Below are 24,864 nucleotides of genomic sequence, written 5' to 3'. Positions count from 1 at the left end.
GCGCTTCGGCTTCGCCGAGGCGCTTCAGATTCCTTTGTGCATGTCGTTATCCCAAAACCGCTGCGCACCTTTGGGCGACATGCATTGCGCGTCAGACGTTGCGGCGGTTGTCGAGCGCGAAGGCGCCGGCGCCGGCAAACACCAGATAGAGGAAGATGAAGCAGAAGGAGATTGCCGCGTCGCCGCTGTTGTTGACCGGGAAGAAGTCGCGCGGGTAGTGCGCCATGAAATAGGCGATGGCCATCTCGCCGGCCAGAAGGAACGCGACCGGGCGGGTCAACAGACCGAGCGCCAGCAGGATGCCACCGGCGAATTCCAGGATGCCTGCCGTCGCCGTCAGGCCGCTAAGAGCGTGAGGCTCGGCGCTGACCGGAAAATTGAACAGTTTCTGCGAGCCATGCTCGAGGAACTGCAGGGCCGTGATGATGCGCAGGACGCCGAGTGCCTGCGGCTGAAATCTGGCGAGACCGTCAAAAAGCTTCATCTAAACTCCATTTTTCCAACCATGTGGCCCGGCCATAAATCATCACCCGGCGCTGGACCATTCACTTCCCATGGCCTGTCATCAACAATCGGTGATTGCAATTATTTCCAGTCTGACTTCGAAATTTGCTCTCGTTATGGTTGCATACATCTCGTTAAGGTTGTATATTTGCGAGTAGACACTCCAAACCAGACGGGTTCCTTCGCCATGAAAAAAGTCGCCATCAGCCTGTTCGCAATCCTCGCAAGCACCAGTTTCGCCGTGGCCGCTGATGCTGGCTGCGATGCCTTCAAATGGCCGGTAACACGCGAGCAGGAACTGTTTCCGGCAGCGCCCGCCGCGCAGTCCGGTGCCTCTCTTGCTTTCGGCGAAGCCGCGGATATGGCGCTGGAGCCGGTCGATGCGGTCAGCTTCATGGTCTCACCGCAACGCGCGCCGGCAGCCGGCACGTTCGGCGCGACGGCAAACGTGGCCGTGCCAACGGAAGGAGAGCTCCAGATCAGCCTGTCGATGAGGCCTGGGTCGACGTCATTCAGGATGGCCAGGCCGTGAAATCAGCCGGTTTCAGCGGCGTGAAGACCTGCCTCGGCGTCCGCAAGAGCCTGCGCTTCAAGCTGACGCCTGGCGCAGCCACGATCCAGCTCAGCGGCGCCAGGAAAGAGAACCTCAAGGTTGCGGTGCTGGCGCCAGAGTGACCGCGCCCCGACGCGCCTCTCATCGGGGCGGCGCGATGAGAGCAGTTCCGTGCAGGCGAGTACCGGAGGGGATCAGCGGCCCGGCGCGATCAGCGCGAAATAAGCGCCTTGCGGATCGGTGAACTGGGCAATCCATTGGCCGGTCGGCACCGGCATCGGACCCATGACGATCTTGCCGCCATTGTCGGTGACGCGTTTGGCGGCTGCGTCGATGGCATCGACATTGAAGTAGAACAGCCACACCGGCACCGGCAGCTGTTGTGGCTTGTTCATGATGCCGCCGCCGGATTCAGGGCCGGCCGAGAAGGTCTGATAGATGCCCATCTCGCCGATGTCCATGCTACCGGCATCGGTCCAGCCGAACTGGCTGGAGTAGAAATCGAAGGCCTTCTGGCGGTCGGACGCATAAAGCTCGTGCCAGCCGACATGGCCCGGCGTCGTTGCCGGAAGGACGGGCTGGTCGGGGCCATTGGGCTGCAGGAACATGAAGGCGGCGCCTTGCGGGTCGGCGACGACGGAGAAGCGGCCGACGCCGGGAATGTCGTCGGGTTCGCGGTGAACAGCCCCGCCGGCGGCTTTCAGTGCCTCGGTCGAGGCATCGGTATCGCTGGTGTGGATATAGCCGAACCAGGCCGGCTTCAGACCCGTCCTGGCTGCTTCCTCGGGCAGGGTCATCAGCCCGCCGACGCCACGCTCGGCGGAGTTCACCACGATATAGCGCGGCATGCCGGGCGCCTTGTCGAAGGGCTCGGCCCGCCAGCCGACCACGGTGGTGTAGAACGCTTGCGCCGCATCGAGGTCGCTGGTCATCAACTCGTACCAGAAGAAGGGCATTGGGGATCTCGGCATTCTCGGTCTCCTCACCTATGCATAGATCGTCGTCCGATCCATCAAAGGACGTTTTCAGCGACGCGAATCCGACAGCGAACCGGAGAAAATTCAACGGCTGCGTTGACACATCGTTCCGCACTTCGCCCCACCGACGCCTTGCACGTGCGGCGGTTTTCGACTTTCCTTGGGCAAACGAGGGGTAGTCGTTTCATGCGCCTTATGTCGCTCACGCCTGAGCTTGTGTCACTGTGTCATCGCGAAGAGGTCGATCCCGGACCCGACTGCAGTTGGACGCAGCTGAACGATGAGGATTTTCGCACGCTTGCCTTACGGCTCTCCGACGAAGCCGATGCGGGGCCGTTATGGGTGTTCGCCTATGGCTCGCTGATCTGGAAGCCGGCTTTCGAGTCCGTCGAACGCCAGCGCGCCACTGCGTTTGGCTGGCATCGCTCCTTCTGCCTCGACATGGTGCGCTGGCGCGGCAGCGTCGCGCAGCCGGGGCTGATGATGGCGCTCGAACGCGGCGGCCGATGCGACGGCGTCATCTACCGCCTGCCCGACGGCGACAAGCCGCAGCAGATCGAAAGATTGTTGCGGCGCGAGATCGACGACCATGAGAGTGTCAGCTCGGTCCGGTGGGTTCCCGTGCGCACGGAGCAGGGCCGGATACGGGCGCTCGGCTTCTGGGTCGGGGTGACGGGCAGGGGAACCTCGCTTGGGCAGCCGCTAGATCGGGTGGCGCGGGTGTTGGCGCGGGCCTGCGGCCATGTCGGCTCGGGTGCGGAATATCTCTACAACACCGTCAGCCACCTCGAGGAATTCGGCATCCGCGACCGCAATCTGTGGCGGCTGCAGCAACTGGTTGCCGACGAGATCAGGTCGATTCATGGCGGCGCTACGAGCACTGGCTTTTCGCCCGTGACATAGGCCATAACATGAGTGGTCCGATCATATTATCAGCTAGGCTTTTCAGTGGCTTGCGGCGAAAATTGACCAATTGATAAAAAAATAAAACGTGCTAGCCTTCCCCAAAACGAAAACATGGGGAACTGACGATGCCAGAAGGCCAGTTCAAGGACGGCATTGCCGGCGGCCGGCTTGCCGCCGACCAGTACGCCGAGAATTTTTCCGACCTGCATCCGCCGCTCGATCACCACGAAGCGCTGGTCGAATCCGACCGCTGCTATTTCTGCTACGATGCGCCGTGCATGAACGCGTGCCCGACCTCGATCGACATTCCGCTGTTCATCCGCCAAATATCGACCGGCAACCCGATCGGTTCGGCCAAGACGATTTTCGACCAGAACATATTGGGTGGCATGTGCGCCCGCGTCTGCCCGACCGAGACGCTTTGCGAAGAGGTCTGCGTGCGCGAGGTGGCGGAAGGCAAGCCGGTGCAGATCGGCCGCCTGCAGCGATATGCCACCGATGTCGCGATGGCCGAGCACAAGCAGTTTTATTCGCGCGCTGAATCGACCGGCAAGTCGGTCGCCGTGGTCGGCGCCGGTCCGGCCGGTCTAGCCGCGGCGCACCGGCTCGCCCGCCATGGCCACGAGGTGACCATACTGGAAGCCCGCCTGAAGGCCGGCGGCCTCAACGAATACGGCATCGCCGCCTACAAGAGCATCGACAATTTCGCCCAGGCCGAGGTCGACTATGTCACTGGGATCGGCGGCATCGATATCCATAACGGCAAGGCGCTCGGTCGCGACTACCAGCTGTCGGACCTGATCCTCAATTATGATGCCGTCTTCCTCGGCATGGGGCTTGGCGGCGTCAATGCGCTGCGCGCCGATGGCGAGGAGGCCGGTGGCGTCGTCAATGCAGTCGAATTCATCGCCGAACTGCGCCAGGCCAGCGATCTCTCGAGCCTGCCGGTCGGCCGGCGCGTCGTCGTCATCGGCGGCGGCATGACGGCGATCGACGCCGCCGTGCAGTCGAAGCTGCTCGGCGCCGAGGAGGTGACGATCTGCTACCGGCGCGGCCAGGAACACATGAACGCTTCCGAGTTCGAGCAGGATCTGGCAGCCGCCAACGGCGTCACCATCCGCCACTGGCTGCAGCCGAAGCGGGTCATTGTCGAAGGTGGCAAAGTGTCGGGCATCGAGCTCGAATACACAGCGATGAACGGCGACACGCTTGTCGGCACCGGCGAGCGGCTGACGCTGGCCGCCGACCAGGTGTTCAAGGCGATCGGCCAGAGCTTTGTGCCGGCGGCACTTAACGGCAGCGGTGCTGCGATCGAACTCGAAGCCGGCCGCATCAAGGTCGACGCAGAAGGGCGCACCTCGCTCGCCAATGTCTGGGCCGGCGGCGACTGCATTTTTGGCGGCGACGATTTGACGGTATCGGCCGTCGCGCAAGGCCGCGATGCGGCGGAGAGCATCAACCGGAGTCTGGCACAGGGATAGAGATCATGGCCTCAGTGGAATCAGGCATCGCGCGTCACTACGACGTCTCGGATCTGGAGCAGCACATTCTTGCCGTGGTCGCCGATACCGGCGTGGAAATTGCCCATCTACGCGCTGGCGATCTCGAAGCGGTCGACGAGTTCCACATTGGCGGTATCGCCGCCACCAGGGAACTCATCGGCCAGATGGGTTTGAAGCCGAGGGCCAGGCTGCTCGACATTGGTTCCGGCGTGGGTGGTCCAGCCCGCTTCGCCGCCAACAATGCCGGCGCCGATGTCACCGGCATTGATCTGACGCAAAGCTATGTCGACATCGCGACCAGCCTGTCGAAGCGGGTGGGAATGGCCGACAAAGTCCGGTTCGTGCAGGGCAGCGCGCTGGACATGCCGTTCAGCAACAAAAGCTTTGATACGGCCATGATCCTGCATGTCGGCATGAATCTTCCCGACAAGAAAAAGCTGATGAGCGAGGCGGCGCGTGTGCTCAAGCCGGGCGGCGTCTTTGCCGTCTACGATGTGATGCGGCTCAAGGCAGGTGCGCTGACCTATCCGCTGCCATGGGCATCCGACGAGAGCATGTCCTTCGTTGCCACGCCCGACGACTATCGTTCGGCTGCCGCCGCCGCGGGGTTCTCTGTAACCGCCGAGCGCCCTCGTGGCGCCTTCGCCATCGAATTTTTCGACACGATACGGGCGCGCATGGCTGCGGCGCAGGCGGAAGGAAAAAAGCCGCCGCCTGGCGTTAATCTTATCATGGGCGAGAACGCCGGCACCAAGATCGCCAATCTCACCCCCGCGCTTAAAGGCGGCATTCTCGCACCCGTGGAAATGCTCCTTCGTCTCGGTTGAAAGGGACCTGTCATGGCAGACATCCGCAACAATTTCGTCGGCATCAAATCGCCCAATCCGTTCTGGCTGGCTTCGGCGCCGCCGACCGACAAGGCCTACAACGTCATCCGCGCCTTCAAGGCGGGCTGGGGTGGCGTGGTCTGGAAAACGCTGGGCGAGGAAGGCCCGCCGGTGGTCAATGTCAACGGCCCGCGTTATGGCGCGATCTGGGGCGCCGACCGCCGCCTGCTCGGCCTCAACAATATCGAGCTGATCACCGACCGCGATTTGCAGGTCAATCTGCGCGAGATCAAGCAGGTCAAGAAGGACTGGCCCGACCGCGCCATCGTCGTCTCGCTGATGGTGCCATGCGTCGAGGAAAGCTGGAAGGCGATCCTGCCGGTGGTCGAGGAGACCGAAGCCGACGGCATCGAGCTCAATTTCGGCTGCCCGCACGGCATGTCGGAACGTGGCATGGGCGCGGCTGTCGGCCAGGTGCCGGAGTATATCGAAATGGTGGTGCGCTGGTGCAAAGCCAACACCCGCATGCCTGTCATCACCAAGCTGACGCCCAACATCACCGATGTGCGTAAGCCGGCGCGCGCCGCCCACGCCGGCGGCACCGACGCGGTGTCGCTGATCAACACCATCAACTCGATCACCGGCGTCGATCTCGACAGTTTCGCGCCGCAGCCGACCATCGACGGCAAGGGCTCGCATGGCGGCTATTGTGGCCCGGCGGTGAAGCCGATCGCCATGAACATGGTGGCCGAGATCGCCCGCGATCCCGAAACGCACGGCCTGCCGATCTCCGGCATTGGCGGCATCACCACCTGGCGGGATGCTGCCGAGTTCATGGCGCTCGGCGCCGGCAATGTGCAGGTGTGCACGGCGGCGATGACCTACGGCTTCAAGATCGTGCAGGAGATGATCGCCGGTCTTGAAAACTGGATGGACGAGAAGGGCCATGCCTCGCTCGACGACATCGTCGGCCGCGCCACGCCCAACGTCACCGACTGGCAGTATCTCAACCTCAATTACATCGCCAAGGCGCATATCGACCAGGACGCCTGCATCAAATGCGGCCGCTGCCACATCGCCTGCGAGGACACCTCGCACCAGGCAATCACCAACATGGTCGACGGCGTCAGGCATTTCGAGGTGATCGAGGCCGAATGCGTCGGCTGCAATCTGTGCGTCAATGTCTGCCCGGTCGAGAACTGCATCACCATGGAGCCGCTGGCCGCCGGCGTGATGGACCAGCGCACCGGCAAGCCGGTGTCGCCGGTCTATGCCAACTGGACGACGCACCCGAACAACCCGATGGCCAAGGTGGCTGCGGAGTAGGGGACGGGTCGAAGAAAAAAGCGGCGCTTTCGAGCGCCGTTTTTCATTTTCCTATTGCAGATAAGTTTTATCTAGGATAAAAGATATCCATGAATAGGAGCGCAACATCGTGAAGCTGGGCGAGGGTGTAGAAGCGGCCATCCATTGCGCGGCCACACTGGCCAGCGTGGAGGGCAACAGCACGATACCGGGTGCTGCTTTGGCAGAGTCCTTCGGCCTGTCGCCGAGCTATCTGCTGAAACATCTGAACCAGCTGACTGCTGCGCGCATCCTGGAATCGGTGCCGGGACCGGCGGGCGGCTACCGGCTGGCGCGTCCGGCCGAGCGCATCACGCTGCTCGATATCGTGCTTGCGGTCGAGGGTCGCGAGCCGGCCTTCCGCTGCGGCGAGATCCGCCAGCGCGGCCCGGTCAAGATCGATGCTTCGGCCTATGTGAAGCCGTGCGGCATCAATGCCGCGATGCTGAAAGCCGAGCGTGCCTATCGTGCCGCTCTCGCGGAAACCCGGTTGTCCGACATCGTGGCTGACTACAAGGCCGAAGGCGATCCGCGATCGTTTGCCGCCAGCTGTGCCTTTGTGGCGCGCCATCAGCGGCCGCAGAAACCCGCTTCGACCAAACAGATTTAATCCCCCGCCAAACAGATGTGAAAGGAAAGACGATGAAACAGAGACTGCAATTCTTCGCCAAGGCGCCTGAGATCATGAAAGCCGTGTCGGCGCTCAACAAGGCGGTCGACGAATGCGGGCTTGAAGTGAGCCTGCTGCATTTGATCAAGCTCCGCGCCTCGCAGATCAATGGCTGCTCCTACTGCGTCGAGATGCATAGCCGCGAGGCGAGGCGCGATGGCGAAACCGAGACACGGCTCTATCTGGTTTCGGCCTGGAAGGAATCGCCGCTGTTTTCCGAGCGCGAACGCGCGGCGCTTGCTTGGACCGAGGCAACGACCCTGATCGCCAACAATGGCGTTTCGGACGAACTCTATGCCCGCACGCTAGAGCACTTCTCGGAAGAGGAACTGGTCAAGCTGTCGGTCGCGATCGGCATGATCAACACCTGGAACCGGCTCTGCATCCCGTTCCACGCCATTCACCCGATGCCGGCGGCCAAAGCAGCCTGACCGTGCGGTTAGTCATGGAGCGCCGTGGAAAGGGCGGCGCTCCACCTGTTTCATGCTTAAGTACGGGGAAGATTTCATGCCTGTCGATTTGCCTTCGACCCTGTTGTTTCTCGGCCGCCTGTTGCTTGGCGGCGCCTTCGTTGTCGCGGGACTGCGCAATGTTCAAAACGAGGCGTTCCTGACCGGGCTGATGGCCGCGCGCGGCGTGCCGCAGGCGAGATTGGCGTTGTGGGCCGGCATCGTCCTGCAGACCGTTGCCGGCGCGCTGGTGATGGCCGGCCTGTGGACCGCGATCGCCAGTGCTGTGCTGGTGCTGTTTCTCATTGTCGCGACGCCGATGTTCCACAATTTCTGGGACCATCAGGGCCCGGACCGGGCCTCGCGCATCAACGGCTTCGTCGGCAACGTCGCCTTGGCCGGAGGCTTTCTCACGCTGATCGCACAGTCGCTGTAAGGTCACGCCGCGAAGCGCAAACCGCCATCGCAAGTCAGCACCTGGCCGGTCATGAAGCCGTTGGAGACGAGAAAGGCGATTGCGCCGGCGACGTCTTCGGCGCGGCCGATCCTGCCCACCGGGGTTTTGCCGGCATATTCGCTGAACACCGCCTGCCGCTGGTCTTCGGCCAGAAAATCCCACCATGGCGTGTCGATGACGCCGGGCGCCACGACGTTGACGCGCAGAGGCTTCAGTTCGACCGCCAGGATCGGCACCACCGTCAGCAGCATGCCGTTGACGGCGGCAATGCCGGCCACGCCGGGCGCCGACAATTGTGCCGACACCGCCGAGATGAAAGTGACCGATCCCGATCTGTTGAGCGTCGGTAAGGCTGCCTGCAAACAGGACAGCTGCGGCCTGACTTTCTCGTCGACGCCGCCGGCGATGTCTGAGAGGTCGAGGGTTTCGAACGGCCCAAGTCCCTTGCCGCCGCTGGCAGCCAGCACGAGGTGATCGAACGGTCCGAGTTCCCCAAAGAACTGGCGGACTTCGCCCGGCTTCGAAGCATTGAAGGCAGCTTTTTCGGCGGCGCCGCCGAGGCTCTTCCAAGCGCTGGTGAGCTTGTCCTGGTTTCGTCCGGTGATGGTCACCTTCATGCCTGGGCCCAGCAGTTTTCGCGCCGTTGCCAGGCCGATGCCGGACGAGCCGCCGACGACGACCGTGTGTTCGATCTTGCCGGTCATGAATGCTGTTCCTTCGATTGTGGGGAAGCCTGGCCGACGAAGTCGAGGCTCAGGGTTCGCAATTGCTGTCTGGCCTTGGCGTCATAGGCTTGTGCTTCGGCGCGGGATTCCTTTTGGCCGTCGAAATAGAGGCCACTGCGGCCCTCCAGGGCGGGCGATGTCGCGAGGTTGAGAATGGCGTCGGCGCCGGTCTCGACCGAACTCCATGGCGTCACGCCGGCTTGGCGGACCATGGTGGTGTTCATGTAGCTCGCTGGATGCAGAGCGTTGACGGTGACGCCGCTGCCTTTCAACTCTCCGGCCAGGTCGATGGTGAACAGGATCTGCGCCAGCTTGCTCTGGCAATAGGCGCGCACGCCGTCATAGGAACGTGTCAGCATGACATCGCCGAAATCGATCGCCTGCTGGCCGGCCGAAGCGACGTTGATGATGCGCGCCGGCGAACTCGCCTTGAGCAGCGGCAGCAGTTCCGAGGTCAGCAGGAAACCGGCGAGATAGTTGACCGCAAAGCGCAGTTCGAAGCCGTCGGCGCTGAGCTGTCGCTTGGCGCCGGCCGTGCCGATGCCGGCATTGTTGATGAGGATGTCGAGCCGGTCGGTTTTTGCGCGTACGGCCTCGGCAAGGCGGCGGACCTCGGCTAGCGAGGCGAGGTCGGCGGCGAGGAACTCGGCTTTGCCGCCGGCGGATTCGATTTCTGCGACGGTTGCCTTGCCGCGAGCCGCGTCACGGCCATGCACCAGCACGCGCGCGCCGCCGGCGCCCAGCCTTTGCGCGACGACACGGCCGACGCCGTCGGTCGAACCGGTGATGAGGATTGTCTTGTCTTTCAGATCCATATTCAGAGCCTCCATCTCTCTGGATGGAAGATGGGGCGCCTGACCCAGCCCAAACAGTTCAAACTTTATCCTGGTATCAATACTGCTATAATAGCTCTCATGGATGCTCCCACGCACTCCGCTGAAGACAGCCGCCGGCGCGAGCTTGGCGCCTTCCTGCGCTCGCGCCGCGAAAGATTGACGCCGTCCGCCACCGGCATCGCGACCGGCCTGCGGAGACGCACGCCAGGCTTGCGTCGCGAGGAAGTGGCGATGATCGCCGGCGTCGGCACCACCTGGTACACATGGCTAGAGCAGGGGCGCGAGGTCAGACCCTCGGTGGAGGTGCTAGCGGCGCTCAGCGAAGCGCTGCGCCTCGACGCCGTTGAAAGGCGGCATCTGTTCATCCTGGCAGGCCGCCAGCAGCCGGAGAACCGCGAGGCTGCGCCGGAAAAGGTCGATGGCCCGCTGATGCATATGCTGGAGAGCCTGGTGCTGCAGCCGGCCTATGTCGTCGGGCGGCGCTGGGACGTGCTGGCCTGGAATCCGGCGGCGGTAGCGGTGTTCGGTGATTATGGCCTGCTAGAGGGCGACGCCCGCAACATCGTCCACATGGTGTTCACCAATCCGCATCACCGGCGCCTGCTGGTTGACTGGGAGCAATTGGCGCGCACCGTGCTGGCCTCGTTCCGGGCGGAAAGCGCCCGCTATGTGGGCGATGCGGATTTCGAGCGGCTGATCGTGCTTATGACGCGCTCAAGTCCGGAGTTTCGCGACTGGTGGCCGCAACGCGACGTGGCACGCCGATTGTCGGGGGTGAAACATGTCCGACATCCGAGCGCCGGCGCCATGACGTTCGAGCATATGAGCCTGTCGATCGACGACGGCTCGGACATGAAGCTGATCGTCTACACGCCGCTGGCCGAACAGAATTCGATCGAGAAGCTGCAGAATTTGCTTGAGGCGATGCCGGCGGAGCGCCGCAGCGCCTGACGCCCAAAGGTCAGCCCTTCGGCTTCAGCCCATCAATGAACAACTGCTCCAGAAACCGCGCCGCATCCTCGAAGCGGCCGTCGCCGCCGCGATCGGGCCCAAGCACCGCGCGGACCTGGACATCGAAATCGGCATAGTGCTGCGTCGTCGCCCAGATCGAAAAGATCAGGTGCCAGGGATCGGTGCGGGCGATTTTTCCTGCGCGCATCCAGCCCTTGATGACGTTGGCCTTCTCGTCGACCAGCGTTTTCAGCTCACCCGCCAGCAGCGGCATGATGCGCGGCGCGCCTTGCAGGATCTCGTTGGCGAACAGCCGGCTCTCCCTGGGAAAATCACGCGCCATTTCGAGCTTGCGCCGGATGTAGCTCCTGAGCTCGGTCAGGGGGTCGCCGATGTCGTCGAGTTCACGTAGCGGCGCCAGCCACGTCGCCAGCAGCCGCTCCATCAGCGTTTCGTGGATGTCTTCCTTGCGGCGGAAATAATAGAGCAGGTTCGGCTTCGACATCCCCGCGGCCTCGGCGATCTGGTCGATGGTCGAGCCGCGAAAGCCGTTGGTGGAGAAGACTTCGAGCGCTGCTTCCAGGATCAGTTCGCGCTTTTCCTGCTGGATGCGGGTGCGGCGAGGGGCTGAGCCTTCCATGGCGCCGCTCACCCCTGCAAGCCTTGGCCGAGCGGGTCATCTGGACCAATTCTCTGGACCAGTTTTTCTCTTACCCGTGGAGCGCACTTCGCAGGCCGCATTTCCGCTAGTAATCCCTTGACCGCCGACAGGGCGGTGCTAACGTTTGTCCAATCGGTCAAAAATTTGCGTAGCATGAAAAGGCAGCAAAGACCAAGCTTTGGAAAGACCAAGCGTTAGCCGCACCGAAACAGGTTACAAGGGGAAGTCTTGGTCATGTCCAACCGGCTGAAAGTCACGCCGAACGATCTCAGCGCATTCTGGATGCCGTTCACGGCAAACCGGCAGTTCAAACAGGCGCCGCGCATGTTCGTGTCCGCCAAGGACATGCATTACACCACCAGCGACGGCCGCAAGGTGCTCGACGGCACCGCGGGCCTCTGGTGCGTCAATGCCGGCCATTGCCGTCCCAAGATCACCGAGGCGATCCAGCATCAGGCCGCCGAACTCGACTATGCGCCGGCCTTCCAGATGGGTCACCCGATCGTGTTCGAACTGGCCAACCGCCTGGTCGACCTCGCGCCCAAGGGCATGGACCATGTCTTCTTCACCAATTCCGGTTCGGAATCGGTGGAAACCGCGCTGAAGATGGCGATCGCCTATCACCGTGTGAAGGGTGAGGGCGCGCGCACCCGCCTGATCGGCCGCGAACGCGGCTATCACGGCGTCAATTTCGGCGGCATCTCGGTCGGCGGCATCGTCACCAACCGCAAGATGTTTGGCACGCTGCTCGGCGGCGTCGACCACATGCCGCACACGCATCTGCCGGAAAAGAACGCCTTCTCCAAGGGCGTGCCGGAATATGGCGCGGAACTCGCCAACGAGCTGGAGCGCATCGTTGCCCTGCATGACGCCTCGACCATCGCCGCCGTCATCGTCGAACCGGTCGCCGGCTCCACCGGCGTCATCCTGCCGCCGAAGGGCTATCTGCAGAAACTGCGCGAGATCTGCACCAAGCACGGCATTTTGCTGATCTTTGACGAGGTCATCACCGGTTTCGGCCGTCTCGGCGCGCCGTTCGCAGCGGATTATTTCGGCGTCACGCCCGACATCATGACCACCGCCAAGGGCGTCTCCAACGGCGTCATCCCGATGGGCGCGGTGTTCGTGAAGAAGGAAATCCACGACGCCTTCATGACCGGCCCCGAGCACATGATCGAGTTCTTCCACGGCTACACCTATTCGGGCAATCCGATCGCCTGTGCCGCCGCACTCGGCACGCTCGACACCTACAAGGAAGAGGGCCTGCTCACCCGTGGCGAGGAACTGGCGCCCTACTGGGAAGATGCGCTGCATTCGCTGAAGGGCGAGCCGCATGTCATCGACATCAGGAACATCGGCCTGATCGGCGCGATCGAACTGGCGCCGATCGCAGGCAGCCCGACCAAGCGGGCCTTCTCGGCCTTCGTCAAGGCGTTCGAGCGCGGCGCCCTGATCCGCACCACCGGCGACATCATCGCGCTGTCGCCGCCACTGATCATCACCAAGGGCCAGATCAACGAATTGATCGACCATGTCAGAGAAGTGCTGAGGGCGATCGATTGACAAACCGGGCGCGGATATCCCTCCCCCTCGAGGGGAGGGTGGCCGCGAAGCGGTCGGGTGGGGTCGGTGCGACCGGACGCCGACCCGCTCTTTTGTTCCGAGGCCGCTCCTGATGCCCCGTACCCGCGTGAGCTTCGAAATGCGCCAAAAGGCGCGAGCGCTTCGAGTTCACGCGACCAAAGGAGAATCGCTGCTGTGGTATGAACTGCGGGACCTGAAATCAGCCGGCATCAAGTTTCGCCGTCAGTGCCCGATTGGGCCGTACATCGTGGATTTTGCCTGCTTGGCGGTGAAGCTGATCGTTGAGGTCGATGGCGACATGCACGAACACGACAGGGGTAGGCGGCACGATGCCGTTCGCGATGCTTATCTGCGATCGCTCGGATTTGAAGTCTTCCGTGTTGACGAGCCCGATGTCATAAACAGCGCTTGGCACGTCGCGCAGGTGGTCAAAGAGAAGGTCGCGCGCGTCGCGGGCGACCCCACCCGACCGCTTCGCGGCCACCCTCCCCTCGAGGGGGAGGGGGACGCCGCCGCCCCGCAACCGATGAGGTTTTAGAGCATGGCCGCCCCAGGCGAGAATCTGCGAATCAATTCAGACCGTTTGTGGGATTCCATCATGGAGATGGCGAAGATCGGCCCCGGTATTGCCGGCGGCAACAATCGCCAGACCGTGACCGACGAGGACGGCGAGGGACGGCATCTGTTCAAGCGCTGGTGCGAGGCGGCCGGGCTCGAAATGGGGCTCGACGAAATGGGCACCATGTTTGCCCGCCGGGAAGGCGCTGATCCCAGCCTGCCGCCGGTTTATGTCGGCAGCCATCTCGACACGCAGCCGACCGGCGGCAAATATGACGGCGTGCTCGGCGTGCTCGGCGGGCTGGAGATTATTCGCTCGCTTAACGATCTCGGCATCCAGACCAGGCATCCGATCGTCGTTACCAACTGGACCAATGAGGAAGGCTCGCGCTTTGCCCCGGCTATGATGGCGTCCGGCGTGTTCGCCGGTGTGCTCGATCAGGCGGACGTGTATCAGCACACTGATAAACAGGGCAGGAAATTTGGCGAGGAGCTGGAGCGCATCGGCTGGAAAGGCACCGAGAAAGTCGGTGATCGCAAGATCCACGCCTTCTTCGAACTGCATATTGAGCAGGGGCCGATCCTCGAGGACGAAGGCATCGACATTGGCGTCGTCACCCACGGCCAGGGCCTGAAATGGCTGCAGGTAACGCTGACCGGCAAGGAGGCGCATACCGGCTCGACCCCGATGCCCAAGCGCCGTAATGCCGGGCTCGGCATGGCTCGGGTCATCGAACTGGTGCACGAGATCGCCATGGACTACCAGCCCGACGCCGTCGGCGCGGTCGGCCACATGGAGGTGTTTCCGAACTCGCGCAACATCATCGCCGGGCGCACCGTCTTCACCATCGACATCCGCTCGCCCGAGAAGGAAGTGCTGGACGCGATGGATGGACGCATACGCGAAGGCATCGACACAATCTGTGAGGCGCTCGACATCCAGTACAAGGTCGAGCAGGTCGGCGCTTTCGATCCGGTCACCTTCGATGCCGGCTGCGTCAAGGCGATCCGCGACGCCGCCGATCGGCTCGGCTATTCCCACCGCAACATCGTCTCCGGCGCCGGCCACGACGCCTGCTGGATCAACCGCGTTGCGCCGACCGCCATGGTGATGTGCCCCTGCGTTGACGGGTTGTCACACAACGAGGCTGAGGAAATCACCAAGGAATGGGCCGGCGCCGGCGCCGACGTGCTGTTCCATGCGGTGGTAGAGACAGCGGGGATCGTGGCGTGAACTAAGATCTGTATTCAAAACGACGCTCACAAGAAGCGCGAAGAGAACAAGGGAACACGACAGTGACCAAAGTCATCCGAAACGGCACCATCGTCACCGCCGACCGCACCTGGAAGGCCGATGTGCTGATGCAGCACGGCAAGATCGTCGCCATTGGCTCGAACCTGCATGGCGACCATGAGTTCGACGCCAGCGGCTGTTACGTCATGCCGGGCGGTATCGATCCGCACACCCATCTCGAAATGCCGTTCATGGGCACCTATTCGGCCGACGATTTCGAGTCCGGGACGCGTGCGGCCCTTTCCGGTGGCACCACGATGGTGGTCGATTTCTGCCTGCCGGCGCCGCAGCAATCGCTGCTGGAAGCGTTGCAGATGTGGGACAACAAGACCTCGAAGGCTGCCTGCGACTACTCCTTCCACATGGCGATCACCTGGTGGGGCAAGCAGGTGTTCGACGAGATGGCCACCGTCGTCGACAGAGGCATTACCTCGTTCAAGCATTTCATGGCCTACAAGGGCGCGCTGATGGTGGACGACGACGAGATGTACGCGTCGTTCCAGCGCTGCGCCGATCTCGGCGCGCTGCCGCTCGTTCATGCCGAGAATGGCGACGTGGTTGCGGCGCTGTCGCAAAAGCTGCTCGCTGCCGGCAATAATGGTCCCGAGGGACACGCCTATTCGCGGCCGCCGGAAGTGGAAGGCGAGGCGACCAACCGCGCCATCATGATCGCCGACATGGCCGGCGTGCCGCTCTATGTCGTGCATGTGTCCTGCGAGCAGAGCCACGAAGCCATCCGCCGCGCCCGCCAGAAGGGCATGCGGGTTTTCGGCGAGCCGCTGATCCAGCATCTGACGCTGGATGAAAGCGAGTATTTCGATAAGGATTGGGACCATGCGGCGCGCCGCGTCATGAGCCCGCCCTTCCGCAACAAGCTGCACCAGGATTCGCTGTGGGCCGGCCTGCAGGCGGGATCGCTGCAGGTGGTGGCGACCGACCACTGCGCCTTCACCACCAAGCAGAAGCGCAACGGCCTCGGCGATTTCACCAAGATCCCGAACGGCACCGGCGGGCTCGAAGACCGCTTGCCCGTGCTGTGGACGACGGGCGTCAACACCGGGCGGCTGACGATGAACGAGTTCGTCGCGGTGACTTCGACCAACATCGCCAAGATCCTCAACATGTATCCTAGGAAGGGCGCCATCGTCGAAGGCGCGGACGCCGACATCGTGGTGTGGGACCCCAGCGCCAAGAAGACCATCACCTCGAAGAAGCAGCAATCGGTGATCGACTACAACGTCTTCGAAGGTTTTGAGGTGACCGGCCTGCCGCGCTTCGTCTTTTCGCGCGGCGAATTGTCGGTCGAGGAAGCGGAGGTCAAGGCCAAGCCCGGCCATGGCGAATTCGTCGCCCGCGAGCCGAACGCGGCGGTCAACCGGGCTCTATCGACCTGGAAGGACATCACCGCGCCGCGCAAGGTCGAACGCACCGGCATTCCGGCGACAGGCGTTTGACGTTGCGGAGCCCGGGGGCGCTCATTTCACTGGTCGTGGCGATGGTGGTCGCTGGTCCGGCAACAGGGGCCGAGAGGCTGGTGGGCTTCTGGGGCAACGATGCCGGTTGTGTCTTTGCAAAGGCCGGCTTTCAGGGCCGCGACGATTATATCGTGCTGACCGCCGAGGGCATCGAGACCTATGGCAGCGGCTGCCGGTTCGCGCAGCAATTGACGTGGGCGCCGGGCACGCAATCACTTGATGCGACCTGTTCCGCCGAAGGCGAGGCGGGGACGACGGCTGAAACCGTTGTGGTCACCAACAAGGGCGAGGGTGGGTTCTTCGTGACCATTCCCGGTCTTGAAGAAATGGGGCCGTTGCAACCGTGTTCGTGACGTTGGAGCTGGGGGAATGAGCGCGCGCGGTTTGGGGCCGTCTGTTGCGATGGTAGTCGTTCTGGCTGCGGGTCAGGCCCTTGCGGCAGGCATCGACCTGACGAAACCCTATGGGGACAAATATGGCTGCATCAACCGCAACGGCCAGGAAGTCGCCGCCGATCGGATGCTGCTTTTGACCGACGAGGCATTGGTCACCGCCGCCAGCGCCTGCACCTTCACGGAGAAGCAAGCGCAGGCTGATGGTTCGCTGGTGGTGACGGCGACATGCGAGGCCGAAGGTGAAGACGGACAGGAGCCGACCAAATTCACCATCAAGCGCAGCGCCAAGAACGCCAAGAAGCTGACGGTCGCCGACGAGGACGGCAATGTCATGGGCGAAGTGGCGCGGTGCAAATGACGGCAGTCCCGTCAGCGTCAGGCCACCAGCGCATCCAGCTCCGGCAACAGGACGACGCTTTCCTGTTCATTGGGATCGGTGCGGGCGATGACGGCCGAGGACGGGGCGTTGCTCATATTGGCCGGCAGATGCGGTACGCCGGCCGGGATGTAGAAGAGGTCGCCGGCCTTGACGACGATGTGGTTCTCGAGCCTGTCGCCATACCATGTGTGGACCTCGCCCGAGAGCACATAGATCGCCGTCTCATGGCTTTCATGCAGATGCGCCTTGGCGCGGGCGCCGGGCGGCAGGGTGAGCAGATGCATGCACATGCCGGACGAGCCGACCGTCTCGGCTGCAATGCCGGCAAAATAGGTCAATCCCTGCTTGCCTTCATAAGTGCTTTCAGGACGGATAAGGTGACAAGTGGGTTTGGGCGACATCGGCAAGGCTCCGGGCGTCGATTGGGTGGGATTGGACGAGTGGAAAGCAACATCAACGCGAATGCAACGGCATTTCATCCTGGGCGGCTGCGAGAAGCAGGCAGCAAGCGATGACGGGACGATCGCCAGCCGTCGTCTCGGCAAGCAAACTTGGCCTTACCTTTCAGACCAATGACGGTCCGGTAGAGGCGCTCTCCAAAGTCGACCTGACCATTGGCAAGGGCGAGTTCGTCTCCTTCATCGGCCCATCTGGCTGCGGCAAGACCACCTTGCTGCGCGTCATCGCCGATCTGGAAAAACCGACATCGGGCACGATCTCGGTCAACGGCATGACGCCGGAACAGGCGCGCGAGAAACGCGCTTATGGCTACGTCTTCCAGGCGGCAGCCCTTTTCCCGTGGCGCACGATCGAGCGTAACGTGGCGCTGCCGCTGGAGATCATCGGCCTTTCGAGAGCGGAGCAGGCCGAGCGCATCAAGCGCACGATGGAGCTCGTCAACCTCTCCGGCTTCGAGAAGAAATACCCTTGGCAGCTTTCCGGCGGCATGCAGCAGCGCGCTTCGATCGCCCGCGCGCTCGCCTTCGACGCCGACCTGTTGCTGATGGACGAGCCCTTCGGCGCGCTGGACGAGATCGTGCGCGACCATCTCAATGAACAGCTTCTGGAATTGTGGGCGCGCACCAACAAGACGATCTGCTTCGTCACCCATTCCATCCCCGAGGCGGTGTATCTGTCGACGCGCATCGTCGTCATGTCGCCGCGCCCAGGTCGGGTTACCGACATCATCGAATCGACGCTGCCAAAAGAGCGGCCACTGGATATCCGCGAGACGCCGGAATTTTTGGCGATCGCGGCCAGGGTACGCGATGGCTTGAGGGCAGGGCACAGCTATGATGATTGAGGGGGCGAACGACCGGCTGGCTCCTCTCCCCAACGGGGAGAGGGTGGCCGGAGCGAAGCGGAGGTCGGGTGAGGGGGCGGCGCCGACGGATCCGACCAAGAGAAATGTCGGGGCAACCGCTCGCGCCCGAAAGCTGCGGTTTGACGAGACCGAAGCTGAATACCGGCTTTGGGGGGAATTGAGAGGACGTCATCTCAACGGCTACAAATTTGTGCGGCAAGTGCCGCTCGGACCTTTCATCGCGGACTTCGTCTGCCGCGAGCAGGGGCTGATTGTCGAACTTGATGGCAGCCAACACGCGGATTCACTGACCGATCCCGCCAGGACAGCCTGGCTGAACGGACAAGGTTATTCGGTTCTGCGCTTCTGGAATCACGAAGTTTTGGCTGAGCGCCGAGCGGTCCTGGATACGATCTTGGCTTGTCTCGACGGAAAGATTTCTACCCCCTCACCCGACCTCCGCTTCGCTCCGGCCACCCTCTCCCCGTTGGGGAGAGGAGGGCGCCCCGCTGGCGAGGCGCGCTAGATGGACACCTTCCGCGAAAAATTCATCCCCGTGACCTCCATCCTCCTGGGCGTGGTGGTGCTCTGGTATGTCTTCGCCGTCATCCTAAACGCGCCCTTCCAGCGCGACCTCGACCGGCGCGCCGGGGAAACCCACGACACCGTCGAATTCATCGGCAAGACGCTGTCGCAGCCCAAGCCGACGCTGCCGGCGCCGCATCAGGTGGCGGTGAACTTCTTCGAGAACACCTTCCTGCGGCCCATCACATCGAGCCGAAGCCTCGTCTACAATGCCTGGGTGACCCTGTCGTCGACGTTGCTCGGCTTTGCCTTCGGCACGGCGCTCGGCATCGTCATCGCGGTCGGCATCGTGCATGTGGCGACGCTCGACCGCAGCCTGATGCCGTGGATCATCGCCTCCCAGACGATTCCCATTCTGGCGGTGGCGCCGATGATCATCGTCGTGCTGGGGGCGATCGGCATCAGCGGTCTGATCCCAAAGGCGATGATCTCGACCTACCTGTCGTTCTTCCCGGTGACGGTGGGCATGGTGAAGGGCCTGCGCTCGCCCGAACTCATGCATCTCGACCTGATGCACACCTACAATGCCAGTGTCTCGCAGATCTTCTGGAAGCTGCGGGTGCCGGCCTCGGTGCCGTTCCTGTTCACCTCGATGAAGGTGGCGGTGGCGGCGAGCCTGGTCGGCGCCATTGTCGGCGAACTGCCGACCGGTGCTGTCGCCGGCATCGGCGCCAAGCTTTTGGCAGGTGCCTATTACAGCCAGTCCATCGACATCTGGTCCGCCCTTGTGGCGGGCTCGGTGGTGGCGGCCCTTCTGGTCATGGTGGTCGGCATAGCCGGGCGCCTCGTTGACCGCGCCATGGGCGGGAGGCCGGCATGAACTGGCTGAAGCCCTCCTGGCAAGCCGTGCTGGCGGTTGCGCTGTGCCTCGTCGCCGTCGCGCTCGGTGCGATGTCGAAGCCGGAAGGGGCCGCCCTTGCAGACCCGACGGCAAGCTTCGACTACCCCTATTTCGGGATAAAGACCCCGATGATCGGCCTGGCCGTGCTGGCAGGGCTGATCTCGATGATCAGAATTTCGCCGCTGGCCGAGGCTGCGGTGCTGTTCATCGGCGCTCATCTCGTCGCCTGGATGCTGATCTCGGGCATTACAGGTTTCGAAGGCACGGCATTGGCGCCGTATTTCCTGCTGCTCGCCGCTGCCTGGCTGCTGGCCTGGCGCTGTGTGGCGGTGCTGTCGGGGCTTCGCCCGATGGCAAAAGGGGCGCGGATGGCGCTGCGCCTCATCATCCCGGCGATCTTCGGCGCCTGGATCCTGATCATATGGGAAGCGGTGACTCGTGGCGCCGGCATTCCCTTCATCCTTTTGCCGCCGCCGAGCGCCATCGGTGTGCGCATCGCCAGTTCCCTGCCGGTGCTCGGCGCCGATATCAGGCAGACCATCTTCAAGGCGGTGATCTTCGGTTATGTCATCGGCAGCGGCGCCGGCTTCCTGGTGGCGATTGCGGCCGACCGCGTGCCGTTCCTGCGCCGCGGTCTGCTGCCGATCGGCAATATGGTCTCGGCGCTGCCGATCATCGGTGTGGCGCCAATCATGGTGATGTGGTTCGGCTTCGACTGGCCGTCCAAGGCCGCGGTCGTCATCATCATGACCTTCTTCCCAATGCTGGTGAACACGGTTGCCGGTCTTGCCGCCTCCGGCCATATGGAGCGCGACCTGATGCGCACCTATGCGTCGGGCTACTGGCCAACACTCTTGAAGCTCCGGCTGCCGGCGGCAGCGCCCTTCATCTTCAACGCGCTGAAGATCAACTCGACGCTGGCGCTGATCGGCGCCATCGTCGCCGAGTTCTTCGGCACGCCTGTGGTCGGCATGGGCTTTCGCATCTCGACCGAGGTCGGGCGGATGAACATCGATATGGTCTGGGCCGAAATCGCAGTTGCAGCACTAGCGGGTTCGGTCTTTTATGGCGTGGTCGCTCTCGTCGAGAGAGCCGTCACGTTTTGGCATCCCTCTGTCCGTGGTGGATAGGGCGGTGGGTTCGGGTGTTAACTTCAGAGGGTAAAACATGAAAAGACTGATCATTCCGATGCTGGCCGGCGCGATGTCGCTGGCCGCGTTCCAGGCAATGGCCGCCGACAAGGTGACCTTGCAGCTGAAATGGGTCACGCAGGCGCAGTTTGCCGGCTACTATGTCGCCAAGGCCAAGGGTTTTTATGAAGCCGAAGGCCTCGACGTCGACATCAAGCCGGGCGGTCCCGATATCGCACCCGAGCAGGTGATCGCTGGCGGTGGCGCCGACGTCATCGTCGACTGGATGGGCGGGGCGCTCGCCGCGCGCGAAAAGGGCGTGCCGCTGGTCAACATCGCCCAGCCGTTCAAGAAGGCCGGTATGGAGCTGGTCTGCCCGAAGGACGGCCCGATCAAGACCGAAGCCGATTTCAAGGGTCACACGCTCGGCGTCTGGTTCTTCGGCAACGAATATCCTTTCTACGCCTGGATGAACAAGCTCGGCCTGAAGACCGAAGGCGGCCCGGACGGCGTCACGGTTTTGAAGCAGAGCTTCGACGTGCAGCCGCTGATCCAGAAGCAGGCGGATTGCATTTCGGTCATGACCTACAACGAGTACTGGCAGCTGATCGATGCCGGCTACAAGCCGGACCAGCTCACCGTGTTCAACTACTCAGCGATGGGCAACGACCTGCTTGAGGACGGGCTCTATGCCTCGGAAGACAAGCTCAAGGATCCGGCTTTCGAAGACAAGATGGTGCGTTTCGTGCGCGCTTCGATGAAGGGCTGGAAATATGCCATCGACAACAATGACGAGGCCGCGGGCATTGTCATGGACGGCGGTGGCCAGGACGAAAACCACCAGAAGCGGATGATGAGCGAAGTCGCCAAGCTGATCGACAATGCCGACGGCAAGCTCGACCCGGCGACCTACGAGCGCACCGCCAAGGCGCTGCTCGACCAGAAGATCATCACCAAGGCGCCGACCGGCGCCTACACCACGGCCATCACCGACAAGGCGATCAAATAAGCCTGGCCAGGCAATTTCGACCTCGAGAGCGGCGCCTTTGACCCAATGTCAGAGGCGCCGTTCCTTTATGGTGTTCATGACGAAGCTGGTCTCAATCGAGGCGACGCATTTCAGCCGCGCGATCTTTTCCTTGATGAAGCGCTCGTACTGTTCGAGGCTGCCGGTCACCACCTTCAGCACATAGTCGCGCGACCCGGTGACGAGGTGGCATTCCAGCACCTCCTCCCACCCGCGGATGGCGTCCTCGAACATGACGATCTCGTCCTCGTTCTGGCGGCTGAGCCGAACGGTGGCGATGGCGACCATGTTCCAGCCGAAGGCTGAGGGATCAACCAGCGTGGTATAGCCCCTGATGATGCCGGCCTCCTCCAGCCGGCGTACCCTCCTCAAACATGGCGACGGCGACAGGCCGATGCGCTCCGCAAGCTCATTGTTGGTGATGCGGGCGTCGGCCTGCAGCTCGCGCAGGATCTTGCGGTCGAAATCGTCGGCTATCTTCTGCTGCACTTTTGCTCTCGCTCGGCAATTTGTTGCCGGGATGCAGCCATGCGAGGCCGAAAATAGCAAGGACTGGTGGACCGGGATCGCATAAATTGCTGCACGAGACTCCTCCAGATGCAGGAAAAGCCATGACCGCGCCGCGCCCGTCGAAAACCCACATCGGCAACCACAAGCTCCATCCGGAAACGTTGATGTTGAGCTATGGCTTCGATCCGCAGCTGTCGGAGGGCGCCGTCAAGCCGCCGGTGTTCCTGACCTCGACCTTCGTGTTCAAATCGGCGGAGGAGGGGCGCGACTTCTTCGACTACACATCCGGCCGCAAGGAGCCGCCGAGCGGCACGGCGTCCGGCCTGGTCTATTCGCGCTTCAATCACCCCAACTCGGAGATCGTCGAGGACCGGCTGGCGGTCTATGAGGGAACGGACGCCTGCATCCTGTTCTCGTCGGGCATGTCGGCGATCGCCACGACGCTGCTCGCCTATGCCCGCCCGGGCGATGTCATCCTGCATTCGCAGCCGCTTTACGGCGGCACCGAGACGCTCTTGACGCGCACGCTGTCCGGCTTCGGCATCGGCGCTGTCGGCTTTGCCGACGGCGTCGACGAGAAGGCGGTGCGCTCGGCTGCGGATGCTGCGGTGGCAAAGGGGCGTGTGTCGGTCATCCTCATCGAGACGCCGTCAAATCCGACCAACAGCCTGGTCGATATCGCGCTGATCAGGAAGATTGCCGACGAGATCGGCGCAAGCCAAGGATCAACGCCGATCATCGTCTGCGACAACACGCTGCTCGGCCCGGTGTTCCAGCGGCCGATCGAACATGGCGCCGATGTCTCCGTCTATTCGCTGACCAAATATGTCGGCGGCCATTCCGACCTGATCGCCGGTGCGGCGATGGGCAGCAAGGCGGTGACCAAGCCGATCAAGGCGCTGCGCGGCGCCATCGGCACGCAGCTCGACCCGCATTCCTGCTGGATGCTCGGCCGCTCGCTGGAGACGCTGTCCATCCGCATGGAGCGCGCCAACGACAATGCGCGGCTCGTGGCCGAATTCCTGCGCGATCACGCCAAGGTCGAGAAGGTGCATTACCTGCCGTTCCTGGGCGAGGATACGGCAGCGGGACGGGCCTACAAGGCGCAATGCAGCGGCGCCGGGTCGACATTTTCTTTCGATATCAAGGGCGGAGAGAAGGCGGCCTTCGCCTTTCTCAACGGGCTGCAAATATTCAAGCTGGCGGTGAGCCTTGGCGGCACGGAGTCACTCGCCAGCCACCCGGCGGCGATGACGCACTCCGGCATTCCCTTCGACGTGCGCCAGCGCATCGGCGTGCTGGAGACGACGGTCAGGCTGTCGATCGGCGTCGAGCATCCGGACGATCTTACCGCCGACCTGACGCAGGCGCTGGCAGCGGTCTGATAGCTCGCTTGTAGCTATCAGGAAAGGGGCGATCGCCTTGGCAGCGTCGGCGGGACAGCACCCCCCTCTGGCCTGCCGGCCATCCCCCGCAAGGAGGGAGATTGGCAGCTTGAGGTTGTGTGCGTCAAGTTCTGCAAAATGGGCGATCATGAAACTGGTCATGCGGCTTGGCGTAGAGCGAGCTTCTTGTGCTCGCGCAGATCATCCATGTTGATATAGCGGTTGGCCTCCATCCAGTTTTCGTTGGTTTCGACGGCCAGCGCCCTGACCAGGCGCAGGCAGCTTTCGGCGTTCGGGAAGATGCGCACGACATAGGTGCGCCGGCGGATTTCCTCGTTGAGCCGTTCAAGCATGTTGGTGGACTTGAGGTGCTTGTGATGCTGACGCGGTAGCCGGAAGAAAGTCAGCGTCTGTTCTATGGCTTCTTCCGCCCAGGTGGTCAGCCGCGGGTAGCGGGCGGACCATTTGGACAGCCACGCGGCGAGATCGGCCTTGGCCTCGGCGAGATCGCGCCGGTCGTAGAGCCAGCGCAGTTCCTGCAGACAATCGTCGCCGTGCTTCCTGGGCAGGTGATCGAGCGCGTTCCTGAGGAAGTGGACGTAGCAGCGCTGCCATGCTGCTTCCGGGATCACCTCGCCGATCGCCGCGACCAGGCCGGCATGGTCGTCGGACACGGCCAGTTCGACGCCCTTGAGACCGCGTCGTTTCAAGCCGACGAGGAAGTCCTTCCAGGCCGAGCGGCTCTCGCGATTGGCCATCTCCACGGCCAGGATCTGCCGACGCCCGTCCCAGTCGATGCCGACCGCGATCAGCACCGCCTGGCTCATCACGATGCCGGCTTCGCGCACTTTCTCGTAGCGGGCATCGAGAATGAGGTAGGGGAATGGCTCCTGAAGCGGTCGTTCGGCAAACGCCTTCAGGCTCTCGTCCAAGCGCTTGTTGATGGCCGAGATCGACGAGGCCGAGAAGGCATGGCCGCACAGTTCTTCCGTGATCGCCTTCACCTTGCGGGTCGACACGCCCTGGACATACATCT

Annotated in this window: 30 protein-coding genes; 22 read left to right on the top strand and 8 right to left on the bottom strand. The window is 62.9% G+C overall.

Going from position 1 to position 24,864, the window contains the following annotated elements; all coding sequences use genetic code 11:
- Nucleotides 1–91 precede the first annotated feature (91 nt).
- On the bottom strand, nucleotides 92–484 hold the full coding sequence (locus tag NKJ57_RS26730) for a DoxX family protein (RefSeq protein WP_023687981.1): 393 nt from the start codon (nucleotides 482–484) through the stop codon (nucleotides 92–94).
- A 207-nt stretch (nucleotides 485–691) separates the two neighbouring features.
- On the opposite strand from NKJ57_RS26730, the gene NKJ57_RS26725 reads away from it, so the two are divergent.
- Together NKJ57_RS26725 and NKJ57_RS26720 are read left to right on the top strand one after the other, a co-directional pair.
- A complete protein-coding gene (locus tag NKJ57_RS26725) occupies nucleotides 692–1,036 on the top strand; it encodes a hypothetical protein (protein WP_352513518.1) in 345 nt (114 codons plus the stop codon).
- Nucleotides 1,033–1,179, top strand: coding sequence for a hypothetical protein (locus NKJ57_RS26720; RefSeq protein ID WP_352513519.1), 147 nt, complete (start codon nucleotides 1,033–1,035; stop codon nucleotides 1,177–1,179). The genes NKJ57_RS26725 and NKJ57_RS26720 overlap by 4 nt, the downstream gene beginning before the upstream one ends.
- A gap of 72 nt (nucleotides 1,180–1,251) precedes the next feature.
- Here the strand turns inward: NKJ57_RS26720 and NKJ57_RS26715 are convergent, their stop codons facing one another.
- Nucleotides 1,252–2,028, bottom strand: coding sequence for a VOC family protein (locus tag NKJ57_RS26715; RefSeq protein WP_023705592.1), 777 nt, complete (start codon nucleotides 2,026–2,028; stop codon nucleotides 1,252–1,254).
- Nucleotides 2,029–2,220: 192 nt separating this feature from the next.
- Between NKJ57_RS26715 and NKJ57_RS26710 the strand changes: the two genes are divergently transcribed.
- From NKJ57_RS26710 to NKJ57_RS26680, 7 genes are all read left to right on the top strand, one after another.
- Entirely contained in the window at nucleotides 2,221–2,937 is a 717-nt protein-coding gene (locus NKJ57_RS26710; protein ID WP_023705591.1) for a gamma-glutamylcyclotransferase, read from the top strand.
- A gap of 128 nt (nucleotides 2,938–3,065) precedes the next feature.
- Nucleotides 3,066–4,421 (top strand): NAD(P)-dependent oxidoreductase, encoded by a 1,356-nt coding sequence (locus NKJ57_RS26705; protein WP_352513520.1) that lies wholly within the window; start codon nucleotides 3,066–3,068, stop codon nucleotides 4,419–4,421.
- A 5-nt stretch (nucleotides 4,422–4,426) separates the two neighbouring features.
- Nucleotides 4,427–5,269 (top strand): class I SAM-dependent methyltransferase, encoded by an 843-nt coding sequence (locus tag NKJ57_RS26700; protein WP_352513521.1) that lies wholly within the window; start codon nucleotides 4,427–4,429, stop codon nucleotides 5,267–5,269.
- Between the two features lie 12 nt (nucleotides 5,270–5,281).
- Nucleotides 5,282–6,595, top strand: coding sequence for an NAD-dependent dihydropyrimidine dehydrogenase subunit PreA (gene preA, locus NKJ57_RS26695; protein ID WP_023712066.1), 1,314 nt, complete (start codon nucleotides 5,282–5,284; stop codon nucleotides 6,593–6,595).
- 109 nt (nucleotides 6,596–6,704) lie between these two features.
- Nucleotides 6,705–7,223 carry an RrF2 family transcriptional regulator gene (locus NKJ57_RS26690; RefSeq protein ID WP_023668205.1) on the top strand — a complete coding sequence of 173 codons (519 nt, stop codon included), beginning with the start codon at nucleotides 6,705–6,707 and terminating at the stop codon, nucleotides 7,221–7,223.
- Nucleotides 7,224–7,255: 32 nt separating this feature from the next.
- Nucleotides 7,256–7,714: a carboxymuconolactone decarboxylase family protein gene (locus NKJ57_RS26685; RefSeq protein ID WP_023668206.1), complete on the top strand. Its 459-nt coding sequence runs from the start codon at nucleotides 7,256–7,258 to the stop codon at nucleotides 7,712–7,714.
- 76 nt (nucleotides 7,715–7,790) lie between these two features.
- Nucleotides 7,791–8,168 (top strand): DoxX family protein, encoded by a 378-nt coding sequence (locus tag NKJ57_RS26680; protein ID WP_023682193.1) that lies wholly within the window; start codon nucleotides 7,791–7,793, stop codon nucleotides 8,166–8,168.
- A gap of 2 nt (nucleotides 8,169–8,170) precedes the next feature.
- Here NKJ57_RS26680 and NKJ57_RS26675 read toward each other — a convergent pair whose 3' ends face one another.
- Nucleotides 8,171–8,893 carry an SDR family oxidoreductase gene (locus NKJ57_RS26675; RefSeq protein ID WP_352513522.1) on the bottom strand — a complete coding sequence of 241 codons (723 nt, stop codon included), beginning with the start codon at nucleotides 8,891–8,893 and terminating at the stop codon, nucleotides 8,171–8,173.
- The gene (locus NKJ57_RS26670) at nucleotides 8,890–9,729 is read right to left on the bottom strand and encodes an SDR family oxidoreductase (RefSeq protein ID WP_352513523.1); all 840 of its coding nucleotides are present in this window, start codon (nucleotides 9,727–9,729) and stop codon (nucleotides 8,890–8,892) included. The genes NKJ57_RS26675 and NKJ57_RS26670 overlap by 4 nt, the downstream gene beginning before the upstream one ends.
- Nucleotides 9,730–9,828: 99 nt before the next feature.
- Between NKJ57_RS26670 and NKJ57_RS26665 the strand changes: the two genes are divergently transcribed.
- Nucleotides 9,829–10,701, top strand: a complete 873-nt coding sequence (locus NKJ57_RS26665) for a helix-turn-helix transcriptional regulator (RefSeq protein ID WP_023823185.1) — start codon at nucleotides 9,829–9,831, stop codon at nucleotides 10,699–10,701.
- A gap of 10 nt (nucleotides 10,702–10,711) precedes the next feature.
- Here the strand turns inward: NKJ57_RS26665 and NKJ57_RS26660 are convergent, their stop codons facing one another.
- Nucleotides 10,712–11,341, bottom strand: coding sequence for a TetR family transcriptional regulator C-terminal domain-containing protein (locus NKJ57_RS26660; protein ID WP_023687993.1), 630 nt, complete (start codon nucleotides 11,339–11,341; stop codon nucleotides 10,712–10,714).
- Between the two features lie 255 nt (nucleotides 11,342–11,596).
- Here NKJ57_RS26660 and aptA point away from each other — a divergent pair, with 255 nt between their 5' ends.
- The 6 genes from aptA to NKJ57_RS26630 all read left to right on the top strand — a co-directional run bounded on the left by aptA (nucleotide 11,597) and on the right by NKJ57_RS26630 (nucleotide 17,026).
- Nucleotides 11,597–12,925 (top strand): omega-aminotransferase AptA, encoded by a 1,329-nt coding sequence (gene aptA, locus NKJ57_RS26655; RefSeq protein ID WP_023687994.1) that lies wholly within the window; start codon nucleotides 11,597–11,599, stop codon nucleotides 12,923–12,925.
- Between the two features lie 112 nt (nucleotides 12,926–13,037).
- Nucleotides 13,038–13,484, top strand: a complete 447-nt coding sequence (locus tag NKJ57_RS26650) for an endonuclease domain-containing protein (RefSeq protein WP_023668213.1) — start codon at nucleotides 13,038–13,040, stop codon at nucleotides 13,482–13,484.
- 3 nt (nucleotides 13,485–13,487) lie between these two features.
- Entirely contained in the window at nucleotides 13,488–14,738 is a 1,251-nt protein-coding gene (locus tag NKJ57_RS26645; RefSeq protein ID WP_023690832.1) for a Zn-dependent hydrolase, read from the top strand.
- A gap of 62 nt (nucleotides 14,739–14,800) precedes the next feature.
- Nucleotides 14,801–16,252 carry a dihydropyrimidinase gene (gene hydA / locus NKJ57_RS26640; protein WP_023712057.1) on the top strand — a complete coding sequence of 484 codons (1,452 nt, stop codon included), beginning with the start codon at nucleotides 14,801–14,803 and terminating at the stop codon, nucleotides 16,250–16,252.
- An 80-nt stretch (nucleotides 16,253–16,332) separates the two neighbouring features.
- On the top strand, nucleotides 16,333–16,626 hold the full coding sequence (locus NKJ57_RS26635) for a hypothetical protein (protein WP_245260000.1): 294 nt from the start codon (nucleotides 16,333–16,335) through the stop codon (nucleotides 16,624–16,626).
- 16 nt (nucleotides 16,627–16,642) lie between these two features.
- On the top strand, nucleotides 16,643–17,026 hold the full coding sequence (locus tag NKJ57_RS26630) for a hypothetical protein (RefSeq protein WP_031197044.1): 384 nt from the start codon (nucleotides 16,643–16,645) through the stop codon (nucleotides 17,024–17,026).
- 17 nt (nucleotides 17,027–17,043) lie between these two features.
- Here the strand turns inward: NKJ57_RS26630 and NKJ57_RS26625 are convergent, their stop codons facing one another.
- The gene (locus tag NKJ57_RS26625) at nucleotides 17,044–17,448 is read right to left on the bottom strand and encodes a cupin domain-containing protein (RefSeq protein WP_502902083.1); all 405 of its coding nucleotides are present in this window, start codon (nucleotides 17,446–17,448) and stop codon (nucleotides 17,044–17,046) included.
- Nucleotides 17,449–17,558: 110 nt separating this feature from the next.
- On the opposite strand from NKJ57_RS26625, the gene NKJ57_RS26620 reads away from it, so the two are divergent.
- From NKJ57_RS26620 to NKJ57_RS26600, 5 genes are read left to right on the top strand one after another with little or no spacing between them, the layout of a single operon-like run.
- A complete protein-coding gene (locus tag NKJ57_RS26620) occupies nucleotides 17,559–18,350 on the top strand; it encodes an ABC transporter ATP-binding protein (protein ID WP_023668219.1) in 792 nt (263 codons plus the stop codon).
- Nucleotides 18,340–18,876 carry an endonuclease domain-containing protein gene (locus tag NKJ57_RS26615; protein ID WP_023705579.1) on the top strand — a complete coding sequence of 179 codons (537 nt, stop codon included), beginning with the start codon at nucleotides 18,340–18,342 and terminating at the stop codon, nucleotides 18,874–18,876. The genes NKJ57_RS26620 and NKJ57_RS26615 overlap by 11 nt, the downstream gene beginning before the upstream one ends.
- Entirely contained in the window at nucleotides 18,877–19,755 is an 879-nt protein-coding gene (locus tag NKJ57_RS26610) for an ABC transporter permease (protein ID WP_352513776.1), read from the top strand.
- Nucleotides 19,752–20,906, top strand: coding sequence for an ABC transporter permease (locus NKJ57_RS26605; RefSeq protein ID WP_023817925.1), 1,155 nt, complete (start codon nucleotides 19,752–19,754; stop codon nucleotides 20,904–20,906). Before NKJ57_RS26610 ends, NKJ57_RS26605 begins: the two co-directional genes overlap by 4 nt.
- 37 nt (nucleotides 20,907–20,943) lie before the next feature.
- Nucleotides 20,944–21,915 (top strand): ABC transporter substrate-binding protein, encoded by a 972-nt coding sequence (locus NKJ57_RS26600; protein WP_023682178.1) that lies wholly within the window; start codon nucleotides 20,944–20,946, stop codon nucleotides 21,913–21,915.
- A 48-nt stretch (nucleotides 21,916–21,963) separates the two neighbouring features.
- Here the strand turns inward: NKJ57_RS26600 and NKJ57_RS26595 are convergent, their stop codons facing one another.
- Nucleotides 21,964–22,422 carry an Lrp/AsnC family transcriptional regulator gene (locus NKJ57_RS26595; RefSeq protein WP_023690839.1) on the bottom strand — a complete coding sequence of 153 codons (459 nt, stop codon included), beginning with the start codon at nucleotides 22,420–22,422 and terminating at the stop codon, nucleotides 21,964–21,966.
- A gap of 122 nt (nucleotides 22,423–22,544) precedes the next feature.
- Between NKJ57_RS26595 and NKJ57_RS26590 the strand changes: the two genes are divergently transcribed.
- Complete coding sequence (locus NKJ57_RS26590; protein WP_352513777.1) at nucleotides 22,545–23,828, top strand: cystathionine gamma-synthase family protein; 1,284 nt, start codon at nucleotides 22,545–22,547, stop codon at nucleotides 23,826–23,828.
- 158 nt (nucleotides 23,829–23,986) lie between these two features.
- On the opposite strand, the gene NKJ57_RS26585 is transcribed toward NKJ57_RS26590, so the two are convergent.
- Nucleotides 23,987–24,864: IS256 family transposase (locus NKJ57_RS26585; protein ID WP_352573789.1), on the bottom strand; the 878-nt coding region annotated here is incomplete at its 5' end.

The organism is Mesorhizobium sp. M0077 (assembly GCF_040322955.1).
Taxonomy (GTDB): Bacteria; Pseudomonadota; Alphaproteobacteria; order Rhizobiales; family Rhizobiaceae; genus Mesorhizobium.
The sequence above is the reverse complement of the archived record's forward strand: the minus strand, read 5'-3'. Positions and strand labels throughout refer to the sequence as shown.